Annotated in this window: 18 protein-coding genes; 6 read left to right on the top strand and 12 right to left on the bottom strand. The window is 39.6% G+C overall.

Features of this window, described 5'->3' with window-relative positions:
- Positions 1-327: 327 nt before the first annotated feature.
- On the top strand, positions 328-939 hold the full coding sequence (locus tag ACSLUK_RS16695; protein WP_448549841.1) for a LysE family translocator: 612 nt from the start codon (positions 328-330) through the stop codon (positions 937-939).
- Between the two features lie 48 nt (positions 940-987).
- Here the strand turns inward: ACSLUK_RS16695 and ACSLUK_RS16690 are convergent, their stop codons facing one another.
- From ACSLUK_RS16690 to lrp, 12 genes are all read right to left on the bottom strand, one after another.
- Positions 988-3,792 (bottom strand): DUF349 domain-containing protein, encoded by a 2,805-nt coding sequence (locus ACSLUK_RS16690; RefSeq protein ID WP_448549839.1) that lies wholly within the window; start codon positions 3,790-3,792, stop codon positions 988-990.
- Entirely contained in the window at positions 3,789-4,079 is a 291-nt protein-coding gene (locus tag ACSLUK_RS16685; protein ID WP_448549837.1) for a YeaC family protein, read from the bottom strand. Before ACSLUK_RS16685 ends, ACSLUK_RS16690 begins: the two co-directional genes overlap by 4 nt.
- Positions 4,079-4,411, bottom strand: a complete 333-nt coding sequence (locus ACSLUK_RS16680) for a hypothetical protein (protein WP_448549835.1) — start codon at positions 4,409-4,411, stop codon at positions 4,079-4,081. Before ACSLUK_RS16680 ends, ACSLUK_RS16685 begins: the two co-directional genes overlap by 1 nt.
- Before the next feature lie 94 nt (positions 4,412-4,505).
- Positions 4,506-5,990, bottom strand: a complete 1,485-nt coding sequence (locus tag ACSLUK_RS16675; RefSeq protein ID WP_448549833.1) for an alanine/glycine:cation symporter family protein — start codon at positions 5,988-5,990, stop codon at positions 4,506-4,508.
- Positions 5,991-6,037: 47 nt separating this feature from the next.
- Positions 6,038-7,165, bottom strand: a complete 1,128-nt coding sequence (locus tag ACSLUK_RS16670; protein ID WP_448549831.1) for a M14 family metallopeptidase — start codon at positions 7,163-7,165, stop codon at positions 6,038-6,040.
- Positions 7,166-7,234: 69 nt separating this feature from the next.
- Complete coding sequence (locus ACSLUK_RS16665) at positions 7,235-7,720, bottom strand: TlpA family protein disulfide reductase (protein ID WP_448549829.1); 486 nt, start codon at positions 7,718-7,720, stop codon at positions 7,235-7,237.
- Between the two features lie 118 nt (positions 7,721-7,838).
- Positions 7,839-9,125, bottom strand: a complete 1,287-nt coding sequence (serS, locus tag ACSLUK_RS16660; protein WP_448549827.1) for a serine--tRNA ligase — start codon at positions 9,123-9,125, stop codon at positions 7,839-7,841.
- A 17-nt stretch (positions 9,126-9,142) separates the two neighbouring features.
- Entirely contained in the window at positions 9,143-9,544 is a 402-nt protein-coding gene (crcB, locus tag ACSLUK_RS16655; protein ID WP_448549825.1) for a fluoride efflux transporter CrcB, read from the bottom strand.
- Positions 9,525-10,874, bottom strand: a complete 1,350-nt coding sequence (locus tag ACSLUK_RS16650; RefSeq protein ID WP_448549823.1) for a replication-associated recombination protein A — start codon at positions 10,872-10,874, stop codon at positions 9,525-9,527. The genes crcB and ACSLUK_RS16650 overlap by 20 nt, the downstream gene beginning before the upstream one ends.
- The gene (lolA, locus tag ACSLUK_RS16645; RefSeq protein WP_448549821.1) at positions 10,861-11,532 is read right to left on the bottom strand and encodes an outer membrane lipoprotein periplasmic chaperone LolA; all 672 of its coding nucleotides are present in this window, start codon (positions 11,530-11,532) and stop codon (positions 10,861-10,863) included. Before lolA ends, ACSLUK_RS16650 begins: the two co-directional genes overlap by 14 nt.
- 1 nt (position 11,533) lies before the next feature.
- Positions 11,534-14,080 (bottom strand): DNA translocase FtsK, encoded by a 2,547-nt coding sequence (locus ACSLUK_RS16640; protein WP_448549818.1) that lies wholly within the window; start codon positions 14,078-14,080, stop codon positions 11,534-11,536.
- A 58-nt stretch (positions 14,081-14,138) separates the two neighbouring features.
- Positions 14,139-14,615 (bottom strand): leucine-responsive transcriptional regulator Lrp, encoded by a 477-nt coding sequence (gene lrp / locus ACSLUK_RS16635; protein WP_448549816.1) that lies wholly within the window; start codon positions 14,613-14,615, stop codon positions 14,139-14,141.
- Positions 14,616-14,746: 131 nt separating this feature from the next.
- Here lrp and ald point away from each other — a divergent pair, with 131 nt between their 5' ends.
- The 5 genes from ald to infA all read left to right on the top strand — a co-directional run bounded on the left by ald (position 14,747) and on the right by infA (position 18,828).
- Positions 14,747-15,865, top strand: a complete 1,119-nt coding sequence (ald, locus tag ACSLUK_RS16630; protein ID WP_448549814.1) for an alanine dehydrogenase — start codon at positions 14,747-14,749, stop codon at positions 15,863-15,865.
- Positions 15,866-16,157: 292 nt separating this feature from the next.
- On the top strand, positions 16,158-17,108 hold the full coding sequence (gene trxB, locus ACSLUK_RS16625; protein WP_448549812.1) for a thioredoxin-disulfide reductase: 951 nt from the start codon (positions 16,158-16,160) through the stop codon (positions 17,106-17,108).
- Between the two features lie 6 nt (positions 17,109-17,114).
- A complete protein-coding gene (aat, locus tag ACSLUK_RS16620; protein ID WP_448549810.1) occupies positions 17,115-17,816 on the top strand; it encodes a leucyl/phenylalanyl-tRNA--protein transferase in 702 nt (233 codons plus the stop codon).
- A 13-nt stretch (positions 17,817-17,829) separates the two neighbouring features.
- Positions 17,830-18,525 (top strand): arginyltransferase, encoded by a 696-nt coding sequence (locus tag ACSLUK_RS16615; RefSeq protein ID WP_448549809.1) that lies wholly within the window; start codon positions 17,830-17,832, stop codon positions 18,523-18,525.
- 84 nt (positions 18,526-18,609) lie between these two features.
- Complete coding sequence (gene infA / locus ACSLUK_RS16610) at positions 18,610-18,828, top strand: translation initiation factor IF-1 (protein WP_093328826.1); 219 nt, start codon at positions 18,610-18,612, stop codon at positions 18,826-18,828.
- Positions 18,829-18,839 lie beyond the last annotated feature (11 nt).

Here is an 18,839-nt window from a genome sequence, read left to right as displayed (position 1 = left end):
TGCTGCGTTATTGATTTTAACAAGGCTCCCACATGGATGTGGGACATTAGGGCAACGCAGGACGCAGTTGCCGAGAACAACCACTCTTTGCAATCAATGCCTTGTCTCTAAACCTTTAAATTCTCGCTAAGTGAGCAATTTCTTATGCGGATTGGTATAACTATAGCAATGAATCTATGTTTAACTCGTAGTTTTAGTTGAGCTATTCGTTAAGCTCAGTAGTAGTTCGTTACTTTTCAAGCACAAAATAATCAACTAAAAACCTTTAACCTTAACAAAAAGCCAGTTAGCATCAGCTAATTCTTGTACACAACAATGCTAATTTATATGGAATACATACTCGCAGTATCATTGTTCGCTATTTCTTCGTCTATTACACCGGGTCCAAATAACATTATGGTGATGACTTCTACCGTAAATTTTGGCATAAAACGAAGCTTGCCATTATTAACGGGGATATGTGTAGGCTTTACGGTTATGTTGTTGCTCGTAGGGCTAGGATTTGCGCAGTTGTTTACGCTATTTCCTGAATTACATTTAATCATAAAGTGTATAGGAATAGCATATTTACTCTATTTAGCTTGGATGATCGCCAATTCAAGTAGCGATATATCTACAAACGCAGATGTTAAACCACTAACATTTATGAACGGTGCATTGTTTCAGTGGATAAATGCTAAAGCATGGATCGTAGCAACAGGTGCAATTGCAACGTTTAGTACAGCAGGAGAAGACTTAAGTTACCAGTTTATCGTCATTGCTCTCGCTTTTTTTGTCGTATCATTTCCCTGTGTGGGCGTTTGGATGATCTTTGGCAATATTCTGAGAGACTTATTAAAGAATAAAGCGCATAGGGCTTGGTTTAACTATACGATGGCAACCTTACTTATTGCATCAGTCATTCCGGTAATTTCTGAAGTATTAAGGCAAGTGCTTTAGGCAAAAGGTTCACCTAAAACACTTGCTAATTAGCACTTAATTCGGCAATTACTTGTTTACATAAATTTTTTGTAAACGCTCGATTTCATCAGGCTTTATCGTTGAAAAATCAACATATGTTAACCAATCAAATAATAATTGTGTTAAATCTACAGTACTTCCTGATGTCATTTGTTCCTGCATAAGTGCCACTTGCACTTTCATTCGGTTTTCATGCAACGCTTTAGGCGACTCTACACCCGCTAATACTTCAAGCTTAAGCAATTTATCCTGACGAGATTCATTATCTGAAGACATGGCGTCTACTTTTTTGTTTGCCTGCAGTAACTTTTTTTGCCACGTTGTCGGTAACTGTTCGAATCGCTCATTTTCATCAATCATCGTCGATGCATTGCTGGTATCGGCAAGTAAACCAAATAGTGTTTGCCAATGTAACTTTTGTTGCGCTGACTTAATTTTCTTTCGCTCAGATTTAAATTGTTCTATCGCATCATAAATTTTATTAATCAACTGCTTGTCAGAATGCTTGTTAGATTTAACTGCGTAAAGTAAATCGTTTAACTGCTCAAGCGATTCATCAAACACTTTAATACTTGGCTCACGTGCAATGTTTAGGAGTTCATCTAACTGAGCTTGCCAATCGTTTACTTGTGTTTGCAGTAAACTGGCATCTTGTTGCTTTTGGATATCTCGCTTGGCAAACACTTGGTCATTTACTTGACGAAACGAATGCCATAGGTCATTTTCAAATTTAACGCCACTATAACCGACCGAAGCCCACGCTTTTTGCAATCCCTTAACTATGTTCGTCGCTTCAAAAACATCGTCCATAGCCAATGCTTGCTTCGCCTGTGCAATTAAGGCTTGTTTTGCAGTCGCGTTATCTTGATGGTATTGATACACCTTAGATTTTATTGGCGCTATAGCTTGCTCAAAGCTTGTTTTGCACTCTAAATAACGCTTGCGATCTATATCACCACTTTGACGCCAACGTTGCTTTAACTTATTCAATTTAGTATCGAGCGCTTTATCTTCTTCGTCAGCTAATTCCTTTGCTAGAACTTGTGCCTCTTCAATGATCGCTTGTTTAACAGCAAGATTTTTTTCACGGATTTTTTCTTGTTCTGCAAAATATTTACGACACGGTTCAAATGCCTTTTCGCAAGCTTGATTAAATGCGTCGTTAAGCTCATTTTCAAGGTCGTCTTCTGCGTGTCCAAAGCTATTCCAAAGCTTTCGATACTCTTTGACTTTATTAGACTGACTGACAGGGTTGTCTAGTGGTGTTTCGGCTAGTGCAATGACATCTTCTAGCAATTTTTGTTTCTTAGGCGTAGCAACGTAATGTTCCCAATCACTTAATTCGTCAATTTTTTCGCTAAATTTGTCGAGTTCTTTTTTCAATGATTGCTGATGTCGCTCGCTAAGTAACGAATATTGACGCGATGCTTTTTTAAAAATACCAAAGACCGCGTTGAACTTGCCGGAATTAATTAAACGATTAATATCGGCAAATTTCTTTTTAACAACATGAAACAGTTTTTGTTGTTCTTTTCGAAATGGTTCAGACTTACTCTGCCAATCTGCTGCAATTTGTTTATGAGCGTCTAATACAGCTTGCGGCAAATAGCCCTCTGCCACTTCTACTACTGACTGCCATTGTTTTTGCCATTGAGAATATTGCGCAAACTTTTCATTAAATTCTGACAATTCGTTTGCATGAGAAAGCTGACTAGCTTTGGCAATTAAATGAGTTGCTTGCGTTACCGAAGCAGCGATTTCAGATAAATTGTCGAGCTTGGAAACCAACGAATCAGCCAATTCAATAAGTTGCTCTTGCTTTTCCTGATCAATCGAAGATGATTTAACGCTTTGACTTAGCATCCCAAGCTGTTGTTTTACTTCAACGTTATCTAGCGTTACATTTTCAAAAATTGCATCAGTGATGCTGCTTTGAATGTGTTCTAGCTTTTGCAAGAATTCGTTATATTGCTGTTGCTTTTGTTTAGCTAATTGTTTGGCTATTTTTTCTTGTTCGTATGCTTCAGCTTTATGCGAGAAAACCTTATCTAGCTGTGCGTTAATATCGCTATACTTTGCTTCAAATTCATTAGCATTATCTAAACAGTCAAAATCAGAGACTAAACTTAACCATTCTTTCTCTAAATTCGCTCGCTTAGCCAGCATAACTTCATAGTCAGATTCTTCTCTTAAGGCCAGTAACTTAGATAAAGTAAGCTGTGTTTTTTTCGTCAAAACTTTAGGCTTATTTGCCTCTTCTAATATGGCCGTTATTCTTTGTTGAATTAAGCTCGCCACGTCGTCAGCACATGCTTTTTTTAACATTTTTTCGAGCGTAGCAACGTCATCTGTTGCTTCTACCAAGTAACTCTGTACTGCGGGAGTCGCTTTTTCCGCGAATGTTCTTAGCTTGTATTGTGGTTTTTCAAGTTTTTCATAAAGTGTAATGATCAAATTGGGATCATCTTCTACGTTAAGCCATGCCTCAATGAAACTAGGCTTTAGCGCATTATCTAATAAGGTAAATTTTTGCTGAACACTTAATGTAATTGATTTATCTTGGCCAAATACAATGTTTTCGACCTTTTTTTCCGCAAACGCTTTTGTCTTTTGGCACGAATTGAACTGCGCAGCATTTAGCCACTCTTCAAATGCATTAAGTTTTATAAGTGCTGCTCTTCTTACAAGGTCTACTTCATCATTTTCAACCAACCATTTTAGAGTTTCAACATTGTCTTGTTGATCAACACTGAGCAACGTTTCAATCGCTTCAATTCGTACGCTACTATCTTTATGTTGCCATTTAGGCTTGAATAACTTGTCAAAAATCATAAATGAGTAAACCTGGCAATATCTTGGCTATCAGCCTTTTCTTCGTTAACGAACTCTGCTTTAATCTCGCGTTTTGATTTATGCACCATCTCTCCGTTCGCGCCGATAGTCAGCATTTCATTAGAGTCTAGATGTATCGCCTGATAAGCCATTGAAATTTGTAGCGCCATATCCCGTTGTTCCTGTTCAACGGGCGTACCTTCTGGCCATTTCCCTGTTTCCGCAGCGTGCTTCATACGAAGATACATATCCTCAGACATGTGTTTAACTGTTGATATTATATCCATTATGCTTTTTTACCACGTTTTAAGATCAATATTTTTACTCGAATAATAATATAGATGACAAAGCCAAGGATTGAACTAGTTAACGCCGCTAAGTATTCCCAAGAACCCGGTTGCGCGTTATACCAATTAAGTACGAGTATTCCGGCACAAAACATTAATACTGCTACAAATGAAAAAGACATCAACCGTTGAGATTCATTGATAAGGTTGATTTTTCGAAGCGTAGCTAATTTTTCCTCATCCATATTTTCAAGATCTATTGAACAATGAGAGCAGGACTTTGCCTTATCGGATATTTTTTTTCGACAGCTGGGACAATCTATTAACGCCATAATCACCTCTTTAGATTAATTCGCCAATATTTTACAAAAAAAAACGCCCTTATGGGCGTTTTTTTACGTCTAATTTAGCGAATCACATAAATTTCTATTTTTTATTACGCTCAACCCAGAAATCAGCGTTCTTAATCCCTAATTTTTCAGGGTCAAAGGTGTATTCATCTACGCCTTCTTTTTGCTGAGACTCATAGTCTTTCAAAGCCTTAACCGCTGGTTTAGCAACAAAAAATATAATAATGATACCGATAATGTTTAACCAAGCCATTAAGCCAACACCAACGTCACCCATTCCCCATGCGACATCGGCAGCTTTCACTGTACCGTAGAAAGTGGCCACCATAATTAGTAATTTTAACGCAAAAGATAACATTGGTGCTTTAAAGGTGCGTTTGATATACGACACATTGTTATCAGCGATAAAGTAGTAAGCTAAAATAGTAGTGAATGCAAAGAAGAATAAAGCTAATGCTATAAATGGCTTGCCTACGCCTTCAAGCATTCCGTCGACCGCAATTTGTGTATATGCCGGACTATTCGCAGCGATATCGCCTGCAATATTTTGCACGATAAAAGAAGATGAACCTTCAAGTTGCACATTATAAGACTGTGTAATAAGAATCATAAACGCAGTCGCCGAACAAACAAACAATGTATCAATATACACTGAAAACGCTTGTACTAAACCTTGTTGCGCAGGATGGTCAACTTCAGCACTTGCTGCTGCGTGAGGACCCGTACCTTGGCCAGCTTCATTTGAGTAAACACCGCGTTTTACGCCCCAACCTATCGCGGCACCAACACCTGCCATAGGTGAAAAAGCATCTGTAACTATCAGCGTAAATACTGCTGGTAACTTATCGATGTGTAGTGCAATGATAACACAGGCAATAATAATGTACGCCAGTGCCATGAATGGCACGACTACCTGAGTGAAGTTTGCGATACGTTTAACGCCACCAAAAATAATGAAGCCTAACATCATCACAATGAATACAGCTGTGTACAGTTTAGTCGTAGAAATTTCACCGAATGCCGTATTTAGCATTTCACCAGTGCCAAACACCATAGTAACGGCTTCACCTATACTGTTTGATTGCACTGTAGGTAATAAAGCACCAGTGGCTATAATCGTTGCAATAGCAAAAATCCACGCATACCATTTTTGGCCGAGCGCTTTTTCAATGTAGTAAGCTGGGCCACCACGGTATATGCCTTCCTGACGCTCTTTATAAATCTGAGCGTTGGTTGATTCGATATAAGCAGTTGCCGCGCCAAAAAACGCTACTACCCACATCCAAAACACTGCACCTGGGCCACCAAAACCAATGGCTGCTGCCACACCCGCAATATTACCCGTACCTACACGTCCCGACAATGACACTGCCAATGCCTGAAATGACGAAATACCGCTTTCCGAACTCTTACCTGATAAAAGCAGTCGGCACATTTCTTTAAACTGACGAACTTGAACAAAACGTGTAATTATTGAGAAAAATACACCGGCCCCTAAACATAAATAAATTAGCGCTGGGCTCCAAATGACCCCATTCAAACTATTAACAAGTTCTTGCACACTATACTCCTGAAATTATTATTATTTTATCCTTCTATCGAAGGAGATTATCTTAAATCATCAACGATGTGATAAATCGCAGTTAAAAAATCACGACCAAACAAGCTACTTCTAGCATCAGACCATCCAACGCTATGATCAGGCAACAATATGTTGTCTTTAAACGGCATTTCCACGGTATAAGCTAAACACTTAAATTGTTCACCTACCCAATTAGACCCAACTGTTAAGTTGGCTTTACCCGGTTCGTCTTTGTCATATCCTTTGTCATCTTGAAATTCTGGTGTAATTGCTAACAAAACTTGCTTGAATTTTTCTTCTAATTGCTGATGACGACTATCATACGAAGGGATTCCTTCGCAGCCAGCAACGAAGTTATACGGTAATGCTTCATCGCCATGAATATCCAAGTGCATATCGACACCTGTTTCTAACATTTTTTCACGAACAAGATAAACTTCAGGGCTACGCTCCATTGAAGGTTCTTGCCACTCTCGATTCAAGTTAACACCTGCAGCATTTGTTCTTAAGTGACCTCTTACTGAACCATCAGGGTTCATATTAGGTACAAGGTAGAAAACAGCACTGTTTAACAACGAACGAGCTACACCATCGTCTTCGTCTAGCAATCTATCGATAAAGCCTTCCATAAACCACTCAGCCATTGACTCGCCGGGGTGTTGTCGCGCCGTTAACCAAACGACCTTTTTACCTTCACCTTCTTCGCCAATTTTTAGCAAGCTCATATCTCGGCCATCAAGTGTTTGTCCTAATACTTGCAACTGGCAATCAATATCAAGTTGAGCGTTATGAATCAGATCTTGATGACGCTCATAGCTATAAGGTGCAAAATAGGCAAAATAAACTGAATCATGCTCTGGTGTATACGTAATAGTAAGGTTTTGTCCGTCAAACGCAGTAGGCACTCTGAACCAATGTTCTCTATCGTAAGATGCTACAGCCTGATAATCATGCCAACCTTCAACATAGGCAGATTGCCCTGCGTTGACGATGTGCATGACGTGTTCTTGTCTTTCGTTATTGTGGAGTTTGAAATGGAACCATTGATAAAACTCAGAATCGTTGTCTTTGATAATTTCCAGACGAATGTTATCAGGCGAGTTTGCTTCGATAACGCGAATATTACCGCTATCGAAATTAGCTGAAATTTGCATAGGTTAGCTCTAGCTTAATTTGACTGATGAAACCCATAGTGTACACAATCAGCAATCAGATCAGAAGTGTTAAAATGATCTTAACAATATTCCTAACTCTGTACTGTACCCTATTGATTTTGCCTGAATTTTATTTTCTTCATCTAAAACGTAGTAACTTGGGTACCCTTGAATTTTAAATGATTTTTTGACAATTTCATTTCCATAAGCTACCGGAAAGGTTAATTGATGCTTTGAAGTAAAAGTTAAAACCTCTTGTTTTGAGCGATAGTCAAGTGCAATCGCAACAACGTCTATGTCACTATTTTTTTCATAAATCGCTTGTAAATTGCCGATGCTTGCATGGCAAATTTCACACCAAGGAGCAAAAAAATAAATGATTTTTTTGGACTTACCTGCATATAAATCAACAACCTCATCGTGAATAGTCGGTAATACAGTTTCTTGTACATGTGAGAGCTCATCATCAGCCAACATACTAGATGTTTTAAACCAAGAAATTAGCTGAAAAATTAGAAAAAACGCAAGAATCTGAATAATTAAACTTCTAAACAATGTAATACCTTAAGTACGTGAACCTATTAACACAGACCTGAATTTCAAAAACATCTTTCAAAAAAAATCCGAAGACAAGCTTCGGATTTTATTTATCTAACTTTAATTTTATCAAATACTAGGCTTTACCAATTACCGTCAAACCATTCATATATGGCTGTAAGACGCTTGGAACCTCAATTGAACCATCAGCTTGCTGATAGTTCTCTAAAATTGCAACTAGCGTACGGCCAACTGCTAAACCAGATCCGTTTAATGTATGAAGTAATTCAGGCTTGTTAGTTTCACTACTACGGAATCTCGCTTGCATACGTCTTGCCTGAAAATCGCCCATGTTAGAACATGAAGAAATCTCACGATATGTATTTTGCGCAGGTAACCATACTTCAATGTCGAACGTTTTAGTTGCTGAAAAGCCAATGTCTCCTGAGCAAAGAACAACCGTACGATAAGGCAGTTCCAACTTTTCAAGAATCACTTCAGCGTGACGCGTTAACTCTTCTAATGCGTCAAATGAAGTTTCAGGCTTAACCACCTGCACCATTTCCACTTTGTCAAATTGGTGTTGGCGAATTAATCCACGAATATCTCGTCCAGATGAACCCGCTTCACTTCTGAAACATGGCGTGTGCGCACACATTTTAATTGGCAAACTTGCCTCATCCACAATCTCGTCTCTAACTAAGTTAGTTAGTGGTACTTCGGCGGTCGGAATAAGTGAAAACTGACGGTTTGCTAAATCAGTATGGAACAAGTCTTCACCAAATTTTGGTAATTGGCCGGTGCCATATAAAGAGTCATGATTAACTAAATAAGGCACATACATTTCTTCATAACCATTCTCTTGGCTATGTACATCAAGCATGAACTGAGCAAGTGCACGATGTAATTTAGCGATATGGCCACGCATTACGGCAAATCGCGTACCCGCAAGTTTTGCACCGCTTTCAAAGTCTAAACCTTTATCTAATGCTGTTGCCAGATCGACATGATCTTTAACTTCAAAATCAAATGTTTTTGGCGTGCCCCAACGACGCACTTCAACATTGTCGCTTTCGTCTTCACCTTCTGGCACAGACTCATGGATAAGATTTGGAATAGCACTAGCAATCGCATTGATTTGCTCAAGCACCTTATTCTGTTCTTCTTTGGCCGCTTCAAGCTCATCACCTAGCTGACTTACTTCAGCTAATAATGGTTGAATATCTTCACCACGCGCTTTAGCTTGGCCTATCGATTTAGAACGGGTATTGCGCTGGCTCTGTAATTCTTGAGTTTTTACCTGAATAGCTTTGCGTTGCTCTTCTAATGACGTTAACGTTGCGACGTCTAAAGTGTATCCGCGTTTAGCTAAGTTTTTTGCCGTTGTTTCAATATCTGTTCTTAAATGTTTTGCATCAAGCATGGTTTGTCACTTGTTTGTTATTTATTAAATAAAGTTGCGAGATAAATACCAATGCCGGCAGCCAATAGGCACAATCCAACATTAAGCGTTACATTCATCACCGCTTTGAAAAATTCCCCTTGCTGAAATAACAGCAAAGTATCGAGTGAAAAAGTAGAAAAAGTAGTGAAGGCGCCAAGAAAACCGATACCTATTAACGTTCGGTAAATCCCCACCTCTATTACACCTTGTTCTATCAGTCCATATAACATCCCCATAATCAGGGAGCCAGAGATATTAACTGCCAAAGTAGCAAAAGGGAATCCTTTTCCTAGCCAATTTAACATTAATTGTGAAATATAAAAGCGAAAACTTGCACCGAATGCACCGCCAAGCGCAACTAATAGATATATCGTCAAGCTACTTGTAGCGTTGTTCATGACCCTGCTCGTTTAGTTGATGTAAATAATCCAATTTACTTTTAAGTTGCTTTTCTAAACCTCTATCGCTGGGATAATAAAGCCGCGTTTTATTAAGTACTTCAGGAAAATACGATTCTCCTGCCGCAAAAGCGCCTTCTTCATTATGGGCGTATCGATATTCAGCCCCATGTCCCAACGATTCAGTAATATGGCTGGTCGCGTTACGTAAATGTATTGGCACTTCTAGCGAAGAACTATTTTTAGCGAGCTCTATTGCATTATTAAACGCTTGATACACTGCATTACTTTTTGGCGCTAACGCCATATACACAGCCGCTTGTGCAATTGCTCGCTCGCCCTCGCTTGGCCCTACTCGATGAAACGTATCCCAAGCATTTATCGCTAATTGCATTGCCCTAGGGTCGGCATTGCCAATATCTTCACTGGCAATAGCAAGTAAACGTCTAGCGACATACAAAGGGTCACCACCGCCGATTAAAATACGCGCATACCAATACAAAGCTGCGTCTGGATCAGACCCTCTAACCGACTTATGAAACGCACTAATCAAATCGTAAAAGACGTCGCCACCTTTATCAAAAGACGCAATATTACTGCCTGCAACATTTACGATGTGTTCTATCGTGAGTGCTTGATTGGTGTCACTAAGCGAACTAACTGCATTATCAATAATATTAAGTAGTTTTCTTGCATCGCCGCAAGCCAGTTTAGTTAGGTGGTCAATAATCTCTTCGCTAACCCTAACTAAATAACGATTTGCTTGGCGTAGAAAACTAAATGCCCTTTCAGCCACGCTCCTTAATTCATTTTCATTTAAGGCGTTGAGTACATATACCTTCGCGCGAGACAGCAATGCGCGATTCAGCTCAAAGGCAGGATTTTCGGTTGTAGCGCCAATAAACAGAATGGTGCCATCTTCAATATGTGGTAAGAATGCATCTTGCTGACTTTTATTGAAGCGATGAACTTCATCAACAAACAACAATGTACGTTTCTGACTTACTAACAGGCGTTGTTTAGCACTATCGATTGCTTGTCTAATATCTTTAACACCTGCGGTTACCGCAGAGATACGTTCTACTTCGGCATTAGCGTGTGTCGCGATGATTTCAGCAAGAGTAGTCTTGCCAGTTCCTGGTGGTCCCCACAAAATCAGCGAATGACAATGTCCATTGATAATCGCCTGATGCAAAGGCATATCAGCAGACAATATATGTCTTTGACCAACATAATCCTGTAGCGTTTTTGGGCGTAATTGAGCTGCTAATGGTGCGACATCAATACCATCACCAAAGTCAAACTGCATTGCGCCGTCATCGTTGGTCATCTAAGACAACACCATCAGGTAAGTTAAAGTGAAAACTATCAGCACTCGGCTGAATATTCGCATTTACATTTGCCAGTTCTATTTTGCTCGTTTGGCCGGTTGAGTCAACTATGTCAAAGCGCTTGATTAAATCGCTTTCATCAAATGCAATAACGAGCATTTCAACACGACTGTTAGGATCATTACTACGCACAGTATATGCACCATCGCTTGTTTGACTGACAGAAAATTTTTGCCATACAGATGCATCATTGTTTGTAATGAGCAAAATTGGTGTATTTGCAATTGAGTCTTCTACATTAAAGGCAGTCGCTTGTTCGACGAACGGATCGTAAAACCATAGTGTTTTACCATCAGAGATTATTTGGGTTTCATCTGGGACTTTAGTATGCCAATTAACTTTATTTGGTTTAGCTACTGCAATACTGCCTTCTGCACGTTGCAGGGTTTCACCATCTTCATCGTAAATCGTTTGAACGAACGAAGCGCTGAAATACTCTAGTTTATTTAGCTTTTCGCGTAATGTATGTTTTTGTTCATTCGTGATTGCAGAGGATTCACCTTCAACGAAAGGTACGCTATTTACCGCGTGACTTGCAAAACAAGACGTTGACACTGCAATGATAAATGCAACGCGCTTCAAATTTTTCTGGTACATCTTAATCCTTAATTGGTGGAGGTGCTAACACTTCACGTGCACCGTTGTGCCCCGGCGAGCTGACTACGCCCTGCATTTCCATATCTTCAACTATTCGCGCAGCACGATTGTAACCAATTCTAAACTTACGTTGAACACTTGAAATAGATACACGACGGGTTTCCGTGACAAATGCTAATGCTTCATCATAAAGCGCATCAAGTTCTGACTCTTCGCCTTCTGCTTGTTCGCCAGGTAACAACACTTCTTGTTCACTATCACCAGATAGGACTTCGTCGATATAATTTGGTTCCCCACGAGATTTCCAATCACTAACGACAGCGTGCACCTCATGATCATCAATAAATGCGCCATGAACTCGCGTTGGTAAGCCGGAACCTGGCGGTAAATAAAACATATCGCCATAGCCCAATAACTGTTCGGCCCCTTGTTGATCCAAGATGGTTCTGGAGTCAATGCGCGATGACACTTGTAAAGCCATACGTGTAGGAATATTCGCTTTAATAAGACCCGTAATAACATCAACTGATGGGCGTTGTGTCGCAAGAATCAAATGAATACCCGCTGCACGTGCTTTTTGTGCAATCCTCGCAATAAGCTCTTCAACTTTTTTCCCCACAATCATCATCATGTCGGCAAATTCATCAACAACAACGACAATGCTAGGTAGTTTATCTAGCACTGGTGGCGTTTGGTCAAAAGCATCACTCGATTGCCAAAGTGGATCGATAATGGGTTCGCCGGCCTCTTTTGCTTTGGCAATTTTTAGGTTATAACCCTTAAGGTTTCTTACCCCTAGCGCTGACATTAGCTTATAACGACGTTCCATCTCGCCTACACACCAACGAAGCGCATTTGCGGCCTCTTTCATGTCGGTCACAACTTCAGCTAACAAATGCGGAATGCCTTCATACACAGACAATTCAAGCATTTTCGGATCAATCATGATCATTCGCACGTCTTCTGGTGTTGACTTATATAACAAGCTGACAATCATGGTATTTACCGCAACAGACTTACCTGAGCCAGTTGTACCCGCAACCAATAGATGTGGCATTTTCGCCAAATCAACGACTACAGGCTCGCCTGCAATGTCTTTACCTATCGCCATTGTTAATGATGAAGACGACGTTTCAAATTTCTCGCAGCCTAATACATCGCGTAAATACACTATTTCGCGGTGATGATTTGGCAATTCAAGACCTATGACCGATTTACCCGGAATTACTTCTACAACACGAACACTTTTTGCTGACAATGAACGCGCTAAATCTTTAGATAAGTTTGAAATCTTGCTTACTTTAACACCTGGCGCCAAATCTAATTCAAATCGCGTGATCACAGGGCCCGGGAATACCGCAACGACATCTGCTTTTACGCCAAATTCAGCCAACTTGGCTTCTACCAAACGACTAACCACATCTAACTGTTCTTGATCGATTGGGTTTTCTTCTTTGTCTGGTCTATCTAACAAGTTAATCGAAGGCATTTCTTCATAACTCGCTAGTTTTTTGTTCGAGGTTTGCTCGGCTGGAACTTCATCTACCTCAATTTTTTCAACTGATTCAAATGCCGCGGCAATTTCATCATCGCTAACATGATCTTGCACATTGATCGCTAATGGCTCACCCATTAAATCGTCAATTTCAACAAATGGTTCAACGTCATTGTTAAGTGATAATGAAATATCGTCTTTGCTCGGCGAAATGATATTCTCTGAAGAATCCAAGCCAATTTGGTCAAAAGCTCCCTTTACATCATCTTGCTCTTCAAAGCTGTCAAAGTTGATATGTGGTTCTTCGTTTTCCATACCTATATTAGGTTCTGATACTGAATCGAACTGTTCATTAGTGCTTTTAGCAATTACTTCTTTTTTATCTGCTTTATTTAGCGACTTATCGTTAACTGGCTGTTCAGTGCCAAATTTATCTTTAATAATCGCAGGTAACCTAGCTAAATAAACTGCTGAATTAATTGAGTACTCACCTATAGCATCTATCACACGTATTAATGAAATACCTGTTAGTAAAACGAAACCACTGGCGATCAACATTAAGAATAATAGTGTGGTGCCAACAAAAGATAAGTAAGGTAGAAAAGAGCTACTGAGCACGTCACCTAAAATGCCACCCGCTGAAAAATAGAAAATGTCATCAAAATTCATACTCGCAATAGACGTGACACCTATATATAACATAATGAAACCGATTAATTTTAATCCTAGCGTCAAATAATCGAGTTGAATTAATCGATAGTATTTTTGAAATAACAACCAACCTGTTATCGCAATTACAAAAGGTAAGCTATAAGCAACAATGCCAAACAAATTTAATAGTAAGTCAGATATATATGCGCCAACCGCACCACCTAAATTACGGATAGGAGATTCATAACCCGTTTGAGACCAACCGGGATCTGCTGGATCAAAACTGAATAGCGCCAGCATCATAAACATTGCAAATACACAGGTAACTAACAGACCTGCTTCAAGCAGCCGTTGTATACCATTTAATTTTGGAGAATTATCAGACAAAGTGTTTCGTTCCATTAAGGAAATACAAATATATGACGTTAAAATAACAAACTAAGTGTAATTGTTAAATACGTCATCGTTTAATTGGTATGATATTGGACGATTTTACTTCTTCCATCACCACATAAGTTCTACTTTCACTTACTGCCGGCAGTCTAAGTAAGGTGTCCCCTAACAATTGACGATAGGCAGCCATGTCGGAAACACGCGTTTTTAGTAAAAAATCAAAATTTCCGGAAACCAAATGACATTCTAATATGTCTTCGAGTTCGTTCGCCGCTTTTGAAAACTCATCAAATACGTCAGGGCTGGTTTTAGTGAGAGTAATCTCTACAAATACTAATAGTGCGGCAGAAAGTTTCTCTGGGTTCAATCGCGCTTGATAGCCAAGTATCACACCATCTGCTTCAAGTCGTTTTACGCGTTCTAAACAAGGTGTTGGGCTGAGCCCTACCCTTTTAGATAGTTCAACATTTGATAATCTACCGTTTTTCTGAAGTTCGACTAAAATGTTTCTATCGATACGATCAATTTTACGTATTTCGTCCATTTTGCTATTTATAAAAAACTTTTTTATGCGACTTTTGCAGGATTATATACTGCAACTCGAAAATTTTCGACAGGTTATTTCAATCAAAGCGCATTATACTAGCCACATATTTCAACAGCGAGTATATAAATATGATAATTGGTGTACCAAAAGAAATTAAAAACCACGAATATCGTGTAGGCATGGTTCCGGCGAGCGTTAGAGAATTAATCGGACACGGCCACAAAGTATTAGTTGAAACAAATGCAGGTATCGGCATCGGTTTTACCGATCAAGACTATGTTGATGCAGGCGCTTCAATTTTATCTTCAGCAAGCGAAGTTTTTGCTGAAGCTGAGATGATTGTAAAAGTAAAAGAGCCGCAAGCTGTAGAAAGAGCTATGTTACGTGAAGGACAAATTCTTTTCACATACCTACACTTAGCACCAGACTTGCCTCAAACCCAAGATTTAGTAGCGAGCAAAGCAATTTGTATCGCTTATGAAACAGTAACTGACGACAACGGCGGCCTACCATTGCTAGCGCCTATGTCTGAAGTAGCTGGCCGTATGTCAATTCAAGCAGGTGCACAAGCACTTGAGAAGTCTAATGCTGGACGCGGCATGTTATTAGGTGGTGTACCAGGCGTTGAACCTGCAAAAGTTGTGATTATTGGCGGCGGCATGGTTGGTAATAACGCAGCTAAAATGGCAGTAGGCATGGGTGCAGACGTTGTAGTACTTGACCGTAACACTAATGTACTTCGCCGTTTAGATGACTTATACGGTAATAAAATCAAAGCAGTATACTCAACTGCTGATGCGTTAGAAAAGCATGTTTTAGAAGCTGACTTAGTGATTGGCGGTGTGTTAATCCCTGGTGCTGCAGCCCCTAAACTTGTAACAAAAGAACACATTAAAAACATGAAGCCTGGTTCAGCAATCGTTGACGTTGCGATTGACCAAGGTGGTTGTATCGAAACTTCAGTAGCAACTACTCACGCAGAACCAACATTCATTGTTGACGACGTAGTTCATTACTGTGTTGCAAACATGCCAGGTGCTGTACCGCGTACATCAACATTTGCGTTGAACAATGCTACTTTACCTTACATTATTCAATTAGCGAATAAAGGCTACAAGCAAGCATTAAACGATAACAAGCACCTGTTAAATGGTTTGAATGTTATTGATGGCAAAGTAACAGTTAAAGAAGTTGCTGAAAACTTAGGCTTTGAATTTGTTGCGCCAGCAACAGCATTAAATGCTTAAGCGAACAATTTAAGCAAATACGATAAAGCCAGTTAGCAATCTAACTGGCTTTTCTATATGTACTCTACGTGCATTGTTTTTATATCTCCCGGTAATACATTTTCATTCAACACCTCAATTGGTTGTGTTAATTAAACGTTGATGAAAATCAGTAAAGCGTAAAAAAAATGGTGCAAATCGCGCAAAGCGACAAAAATTAATCAACAAAAGTTATTTTACGCCCTTGAGATATTTCCATAGAATCCCAATCAATTAGAACATAGTTCGTTTTACAAATAATTTGGAGTAGTTCATGAGCGAAGTGAGACATTGTCCATTACTCATATTGGGTTCAGGCCCTGCTGGATATACCGCCGCTGTTTATGCAGCACGTGCAAACCTTAACCCTGTTATGATTACGGGCCTTCAACAAGGTGGTCAACTAACTACGACGACAGAAGTAGAAAACTGGCCTGGCGACGCTGATGATCTAACTGGTCCTGCATTAATGGAACGCATGCAAAAACATGCAGAAAAGTTTGATACAGAAATCATCTTCGACCACATTAACGAAGTTGAATTGACACAACGCCCGTTTAAATTAAAAGGTGATACCGGCGAATATACGTGTGACGCTTTGATCATTGCTACTGGTGCGTCAGCACAATACCTAGGCTTACCATCTGAAGAAGCCTTTATGGGTAAAGGTGTATCTGCATGTGCGACATGTGACGGCTTTTTCTATCGCAATCAAAAAGTTGCTGTTGTTGGTGGTGGTAACACCGCAGTAGAAGAAGCGCTTTACCTGTCAAATATTGCTTCTGAAGTACACTTAGTTCACCGTCGCGATACGTTCCGTTCAGAAAAGATCTTAACAAAACGTCTTATGGATAAAGTAGAAAACGGCAATATTGTGCTTCATTTAGATCGTACTTTAGATGAAGTGCTAGGCGACAACATGGGTGTTACTGGCGTTCGTTTGAAAGACACAAACTCAGACGCAACTGAAGAGTTTGATGTCGCTGGTGTATTCATTGCGATTGGCCACAAGCCTAATACGGGCATTTTTGATGGTCAGTTGGACATGAAAGACGGTTATTTAACGATTCAAAGTGGCACAAGTGGTAATGCGACTCAAACAAGTATCGAAGGTGTATTTGCTGCTGGTGACGTGGCTGATCACGTTTATCGTCAAGCAATTACTTCTGCAGGCGCTGGCTGTATGGCAGCACTTGATGCAGAAAAATATTTGGATGCTAAATAAGGCCGTATGCTAAAACCTTTTCAGTGGTTAGATACTGGTAATACACAATTCCCTCCTTTAGATAGCGCACTCGCCGAGCCAAACGGCTTACTCGCTATTGGAGGGGATCTTTCACCTCAACGAATCATTGAAGCCTACAAGCAAGGAATATTTCCTTGGTACAATGACGGTGAACCAATTCTTTGGTGGTACCCAAGCCCGCGCGCTATTCTTAAATTTGACGATTTATACATAAATAAAACGCTTAGAAAACACCTTAAGCGCACGCCCTACACTATTTCTGTGAACAAAGCTTTTGTCGAAACGATTGACAAGTGTTCAAACGCTCCCTTTCGTGGTGAAGAGACTTGGATAACTAAAGCAATGCAACTGGCTTATATCCAATTACATTATGAAGGCTATGCACATTCAGTAGAAGTTTGGCAAGATAGTGAGCTCGTTGGGGGGCTCTACGGCATTGCAATCAATGGTTACTTTTCTGGCGAATCTATGTTCTATCAAAAAGCTAACGCATCTAAGTTTGCGTTAGTTGGCTTGTGTAACATGCTTGCCGATGCCAATGTTGATTTTATTGACTGCCAAATTTTGAATCCTTTTCTCGCATCAATGGGGTGTAAGGATGTCGCACTAGCCGAATTTCAAAGATTGCAAACAAGCATGTTAAATCTTCAAGTACCATCAACGCTTTGGGAACCACGTACGCTATAATGAAAGTATGGGTATGAATTTTCAGTTAGGCATTACGCAGGAATTTCCTTGTAGTTATTTGCCAAATCAACAAGAACGTTTATTAGTTGCAACCGATCCAAGATTGCACGACAAAGAACACTATTCGTGGCTTATGTCACAAGGTTTTAGGCGAAGTGGCGATCAAATTTACCGCCCCCATTGTCAGCATTGTAATGCATGCCAATCTTTACGCGTGTTGGCTAAACAATTTAAACCAAGCAAGAGTCAAAAACGAATAATAAAAAAGAATCAAGCTTTTAGCATCATCGTTTCAAATGAGCTTAAGAATGATTATTACGCGCTATATGAACGCTACATTAGTGAAATTCATACCGATGGCGCCATGTATCCCCCGTCGCCAGAACAATATAAAAGTTTCCTAAAGACTTACTCGTTTGAACAAATATTCATCGAAATATATGATGAAACTGAACTTATTTCTGTTGCCGTTACCGATGTGCTCGAGCAAGCGCTATCCGCTGTATATACGTTTTATCACCCTGATTATCGAAAAAATAGTTTGGGCATGTTTTCTATACTTAGTCAGATTGAAATCACCAAGCAAATTGGCAAGGATTATCTATACTTGGGCTATCAAATTGATCGTTGCCAAAAGATGAATTACAAGAATCAGTTCTATCCACACGAGATTTTGTACCAAAATTCGTGGCAATTGAGAAATAAATAGCACTATGCCTTTACATTAGCCGTTGATTTCGGCATTATCTGCGCAGCTTTTTATTTACGCACAAGATTAGAGGTTTGACGCCCAATGGCGAAAGAAGAAAATATTGAAATGCAAGGGACAGTCTTAGAGACTTTACCTAATACTATGTTCCGCGTTGAATTAGAAAATGGTCACGTTGTGACAGCTCATATTTCAGGTAAAATGCGTAAGAACTACATACGTATATTAACCGGTGATAAAGTTACGGTAGAACTTACGCCGTATGATTTATCTAAGGGTCGCATTATTTTCCGTGCAAGATAAAAAATCAGACT

This window comes from Thalassotalea fusca, from assembly GCF_053485835.1.
Note: the sequence above shows the minus strand (reverse complement) of the source record. Positions and strands in the feature narration are given on the sequence as shown.

What these genes read in the sequence shown, in the direction of transcription:
- trxB (WP_448549812.1), top strand. Translation starts at nt 16,158, where the DNA reads ATGAGCGAAGTGAGACATTGTCCATTACTCATATTGGGTTCAGGCCCT.
- lrp (WP_448549816.1), bottom strand. Translation starts at nt 14,615, where the DNA reads ATGGACGAAATACGTAAAATTGATCGTATCGATAGAAACATTTTAGTC.
- aat (WP_448549810.1), top strand. Translation starts at nt 17,115, where the DNA reads ATGCTAAAACCTTTTCAGTGGTTAGATACTGGTAATACACAATTCCCT.
- crcB (WP_448549825.1), bottom strand. Translation starts at nt 9,544, where the DNA reads ATGAACAACGCTACAAGTAGCTTGACGATATATCTATTAGTTGCGCTT.
- serS (WP_448549827.1), bottom strand. Translation starts at nt 9,125, where the DNA reads ATGCTTGATGCAAAACATTTAAGAACAGATATTGAAACAACGGCAAAA.
- ACSLUK_RS16695 (WP_448549841.1), top strand. Translation starts at nt 328, where the DNA reads ATGGAATACATACTCGCAGTATCATTGTTCGCTATTTCTTCGTCTATT.
- ACSLUK_RS16680 (WP_448549835.1), bottom strand. Translation starts at nt 4,411, where the DNA reads ATGGCGTTAATAGATTGTCCCAGCTGTCGAAAAAAAATATCCGATAAG.
- ACSLUK_RS16615 (WP_448549809.1), top strand. Translation starts at nt 17,830, where the DNA reads ATGAATTTTCAGTTAGGCATTACGCAGGAATTTCCTTGTAGTTATTTG.
- ACSLUK_RS16690 (WP_448549839.1), bottom strand. Translation starts at nt 3,792, where the DNA reads ATGATTTTTGACAAGTTATTCAAGCCTAAATGGCAACATAAAGATAGT.
- ACSLUK_RS16650 (WP_448549823.1), bottom strand. Translation starts at nt 10,874, where the DNA reads ATGACCAACGATGACGGCGCAATGCAGTTTGACTTTGGTGATGGTATT.
- lolA (WP_448549821.1), bottom strand. Translation starts at nt 11,532, where the DNA reads ATGTACCAGAAAAATTTGAAGCGCGTTGCATTTATCATTGCAGTGTCA.
- ACSLUK_RS16685 (WP_448549837.1), bottom strand. Translation starts at nt 4,079, where the DNA reads ATGGATATAATATCAACAGTTAAACACATGTCTGAGGATATGTATCTT.
- ACSLUK_RS16640 (WP_448549818.1), bottom strand. Translation starts at nt 14,080, where the DNA reads ATGGAACGAAACACTTTGTCTGATAATTCTCCAAAATTAAATGGTATA.
- infA (WP_093328826.1), top strand. Translation starts at nt 18,610, where the DNA reads ATGGCGAAAGAAGAAAATATTGAAATGCAAGGGACAGTCTTAGAGACT.
- ACSLUK_RS16670 (WP_448549831.1), bottom strand. Translation starts at nt 7,165, where the DNA reads ATGCAAATTTCAGCTAATTTCGATAGCGGTAATATTCGCGTTATCGAA.
- ald (WP_448549814.1), top strand. Translation starts at nt 14,747, where the DNA reads ATGATAATTGGTGTACCAAAAGAAATTAAAAACCACGAATATCGTGTA.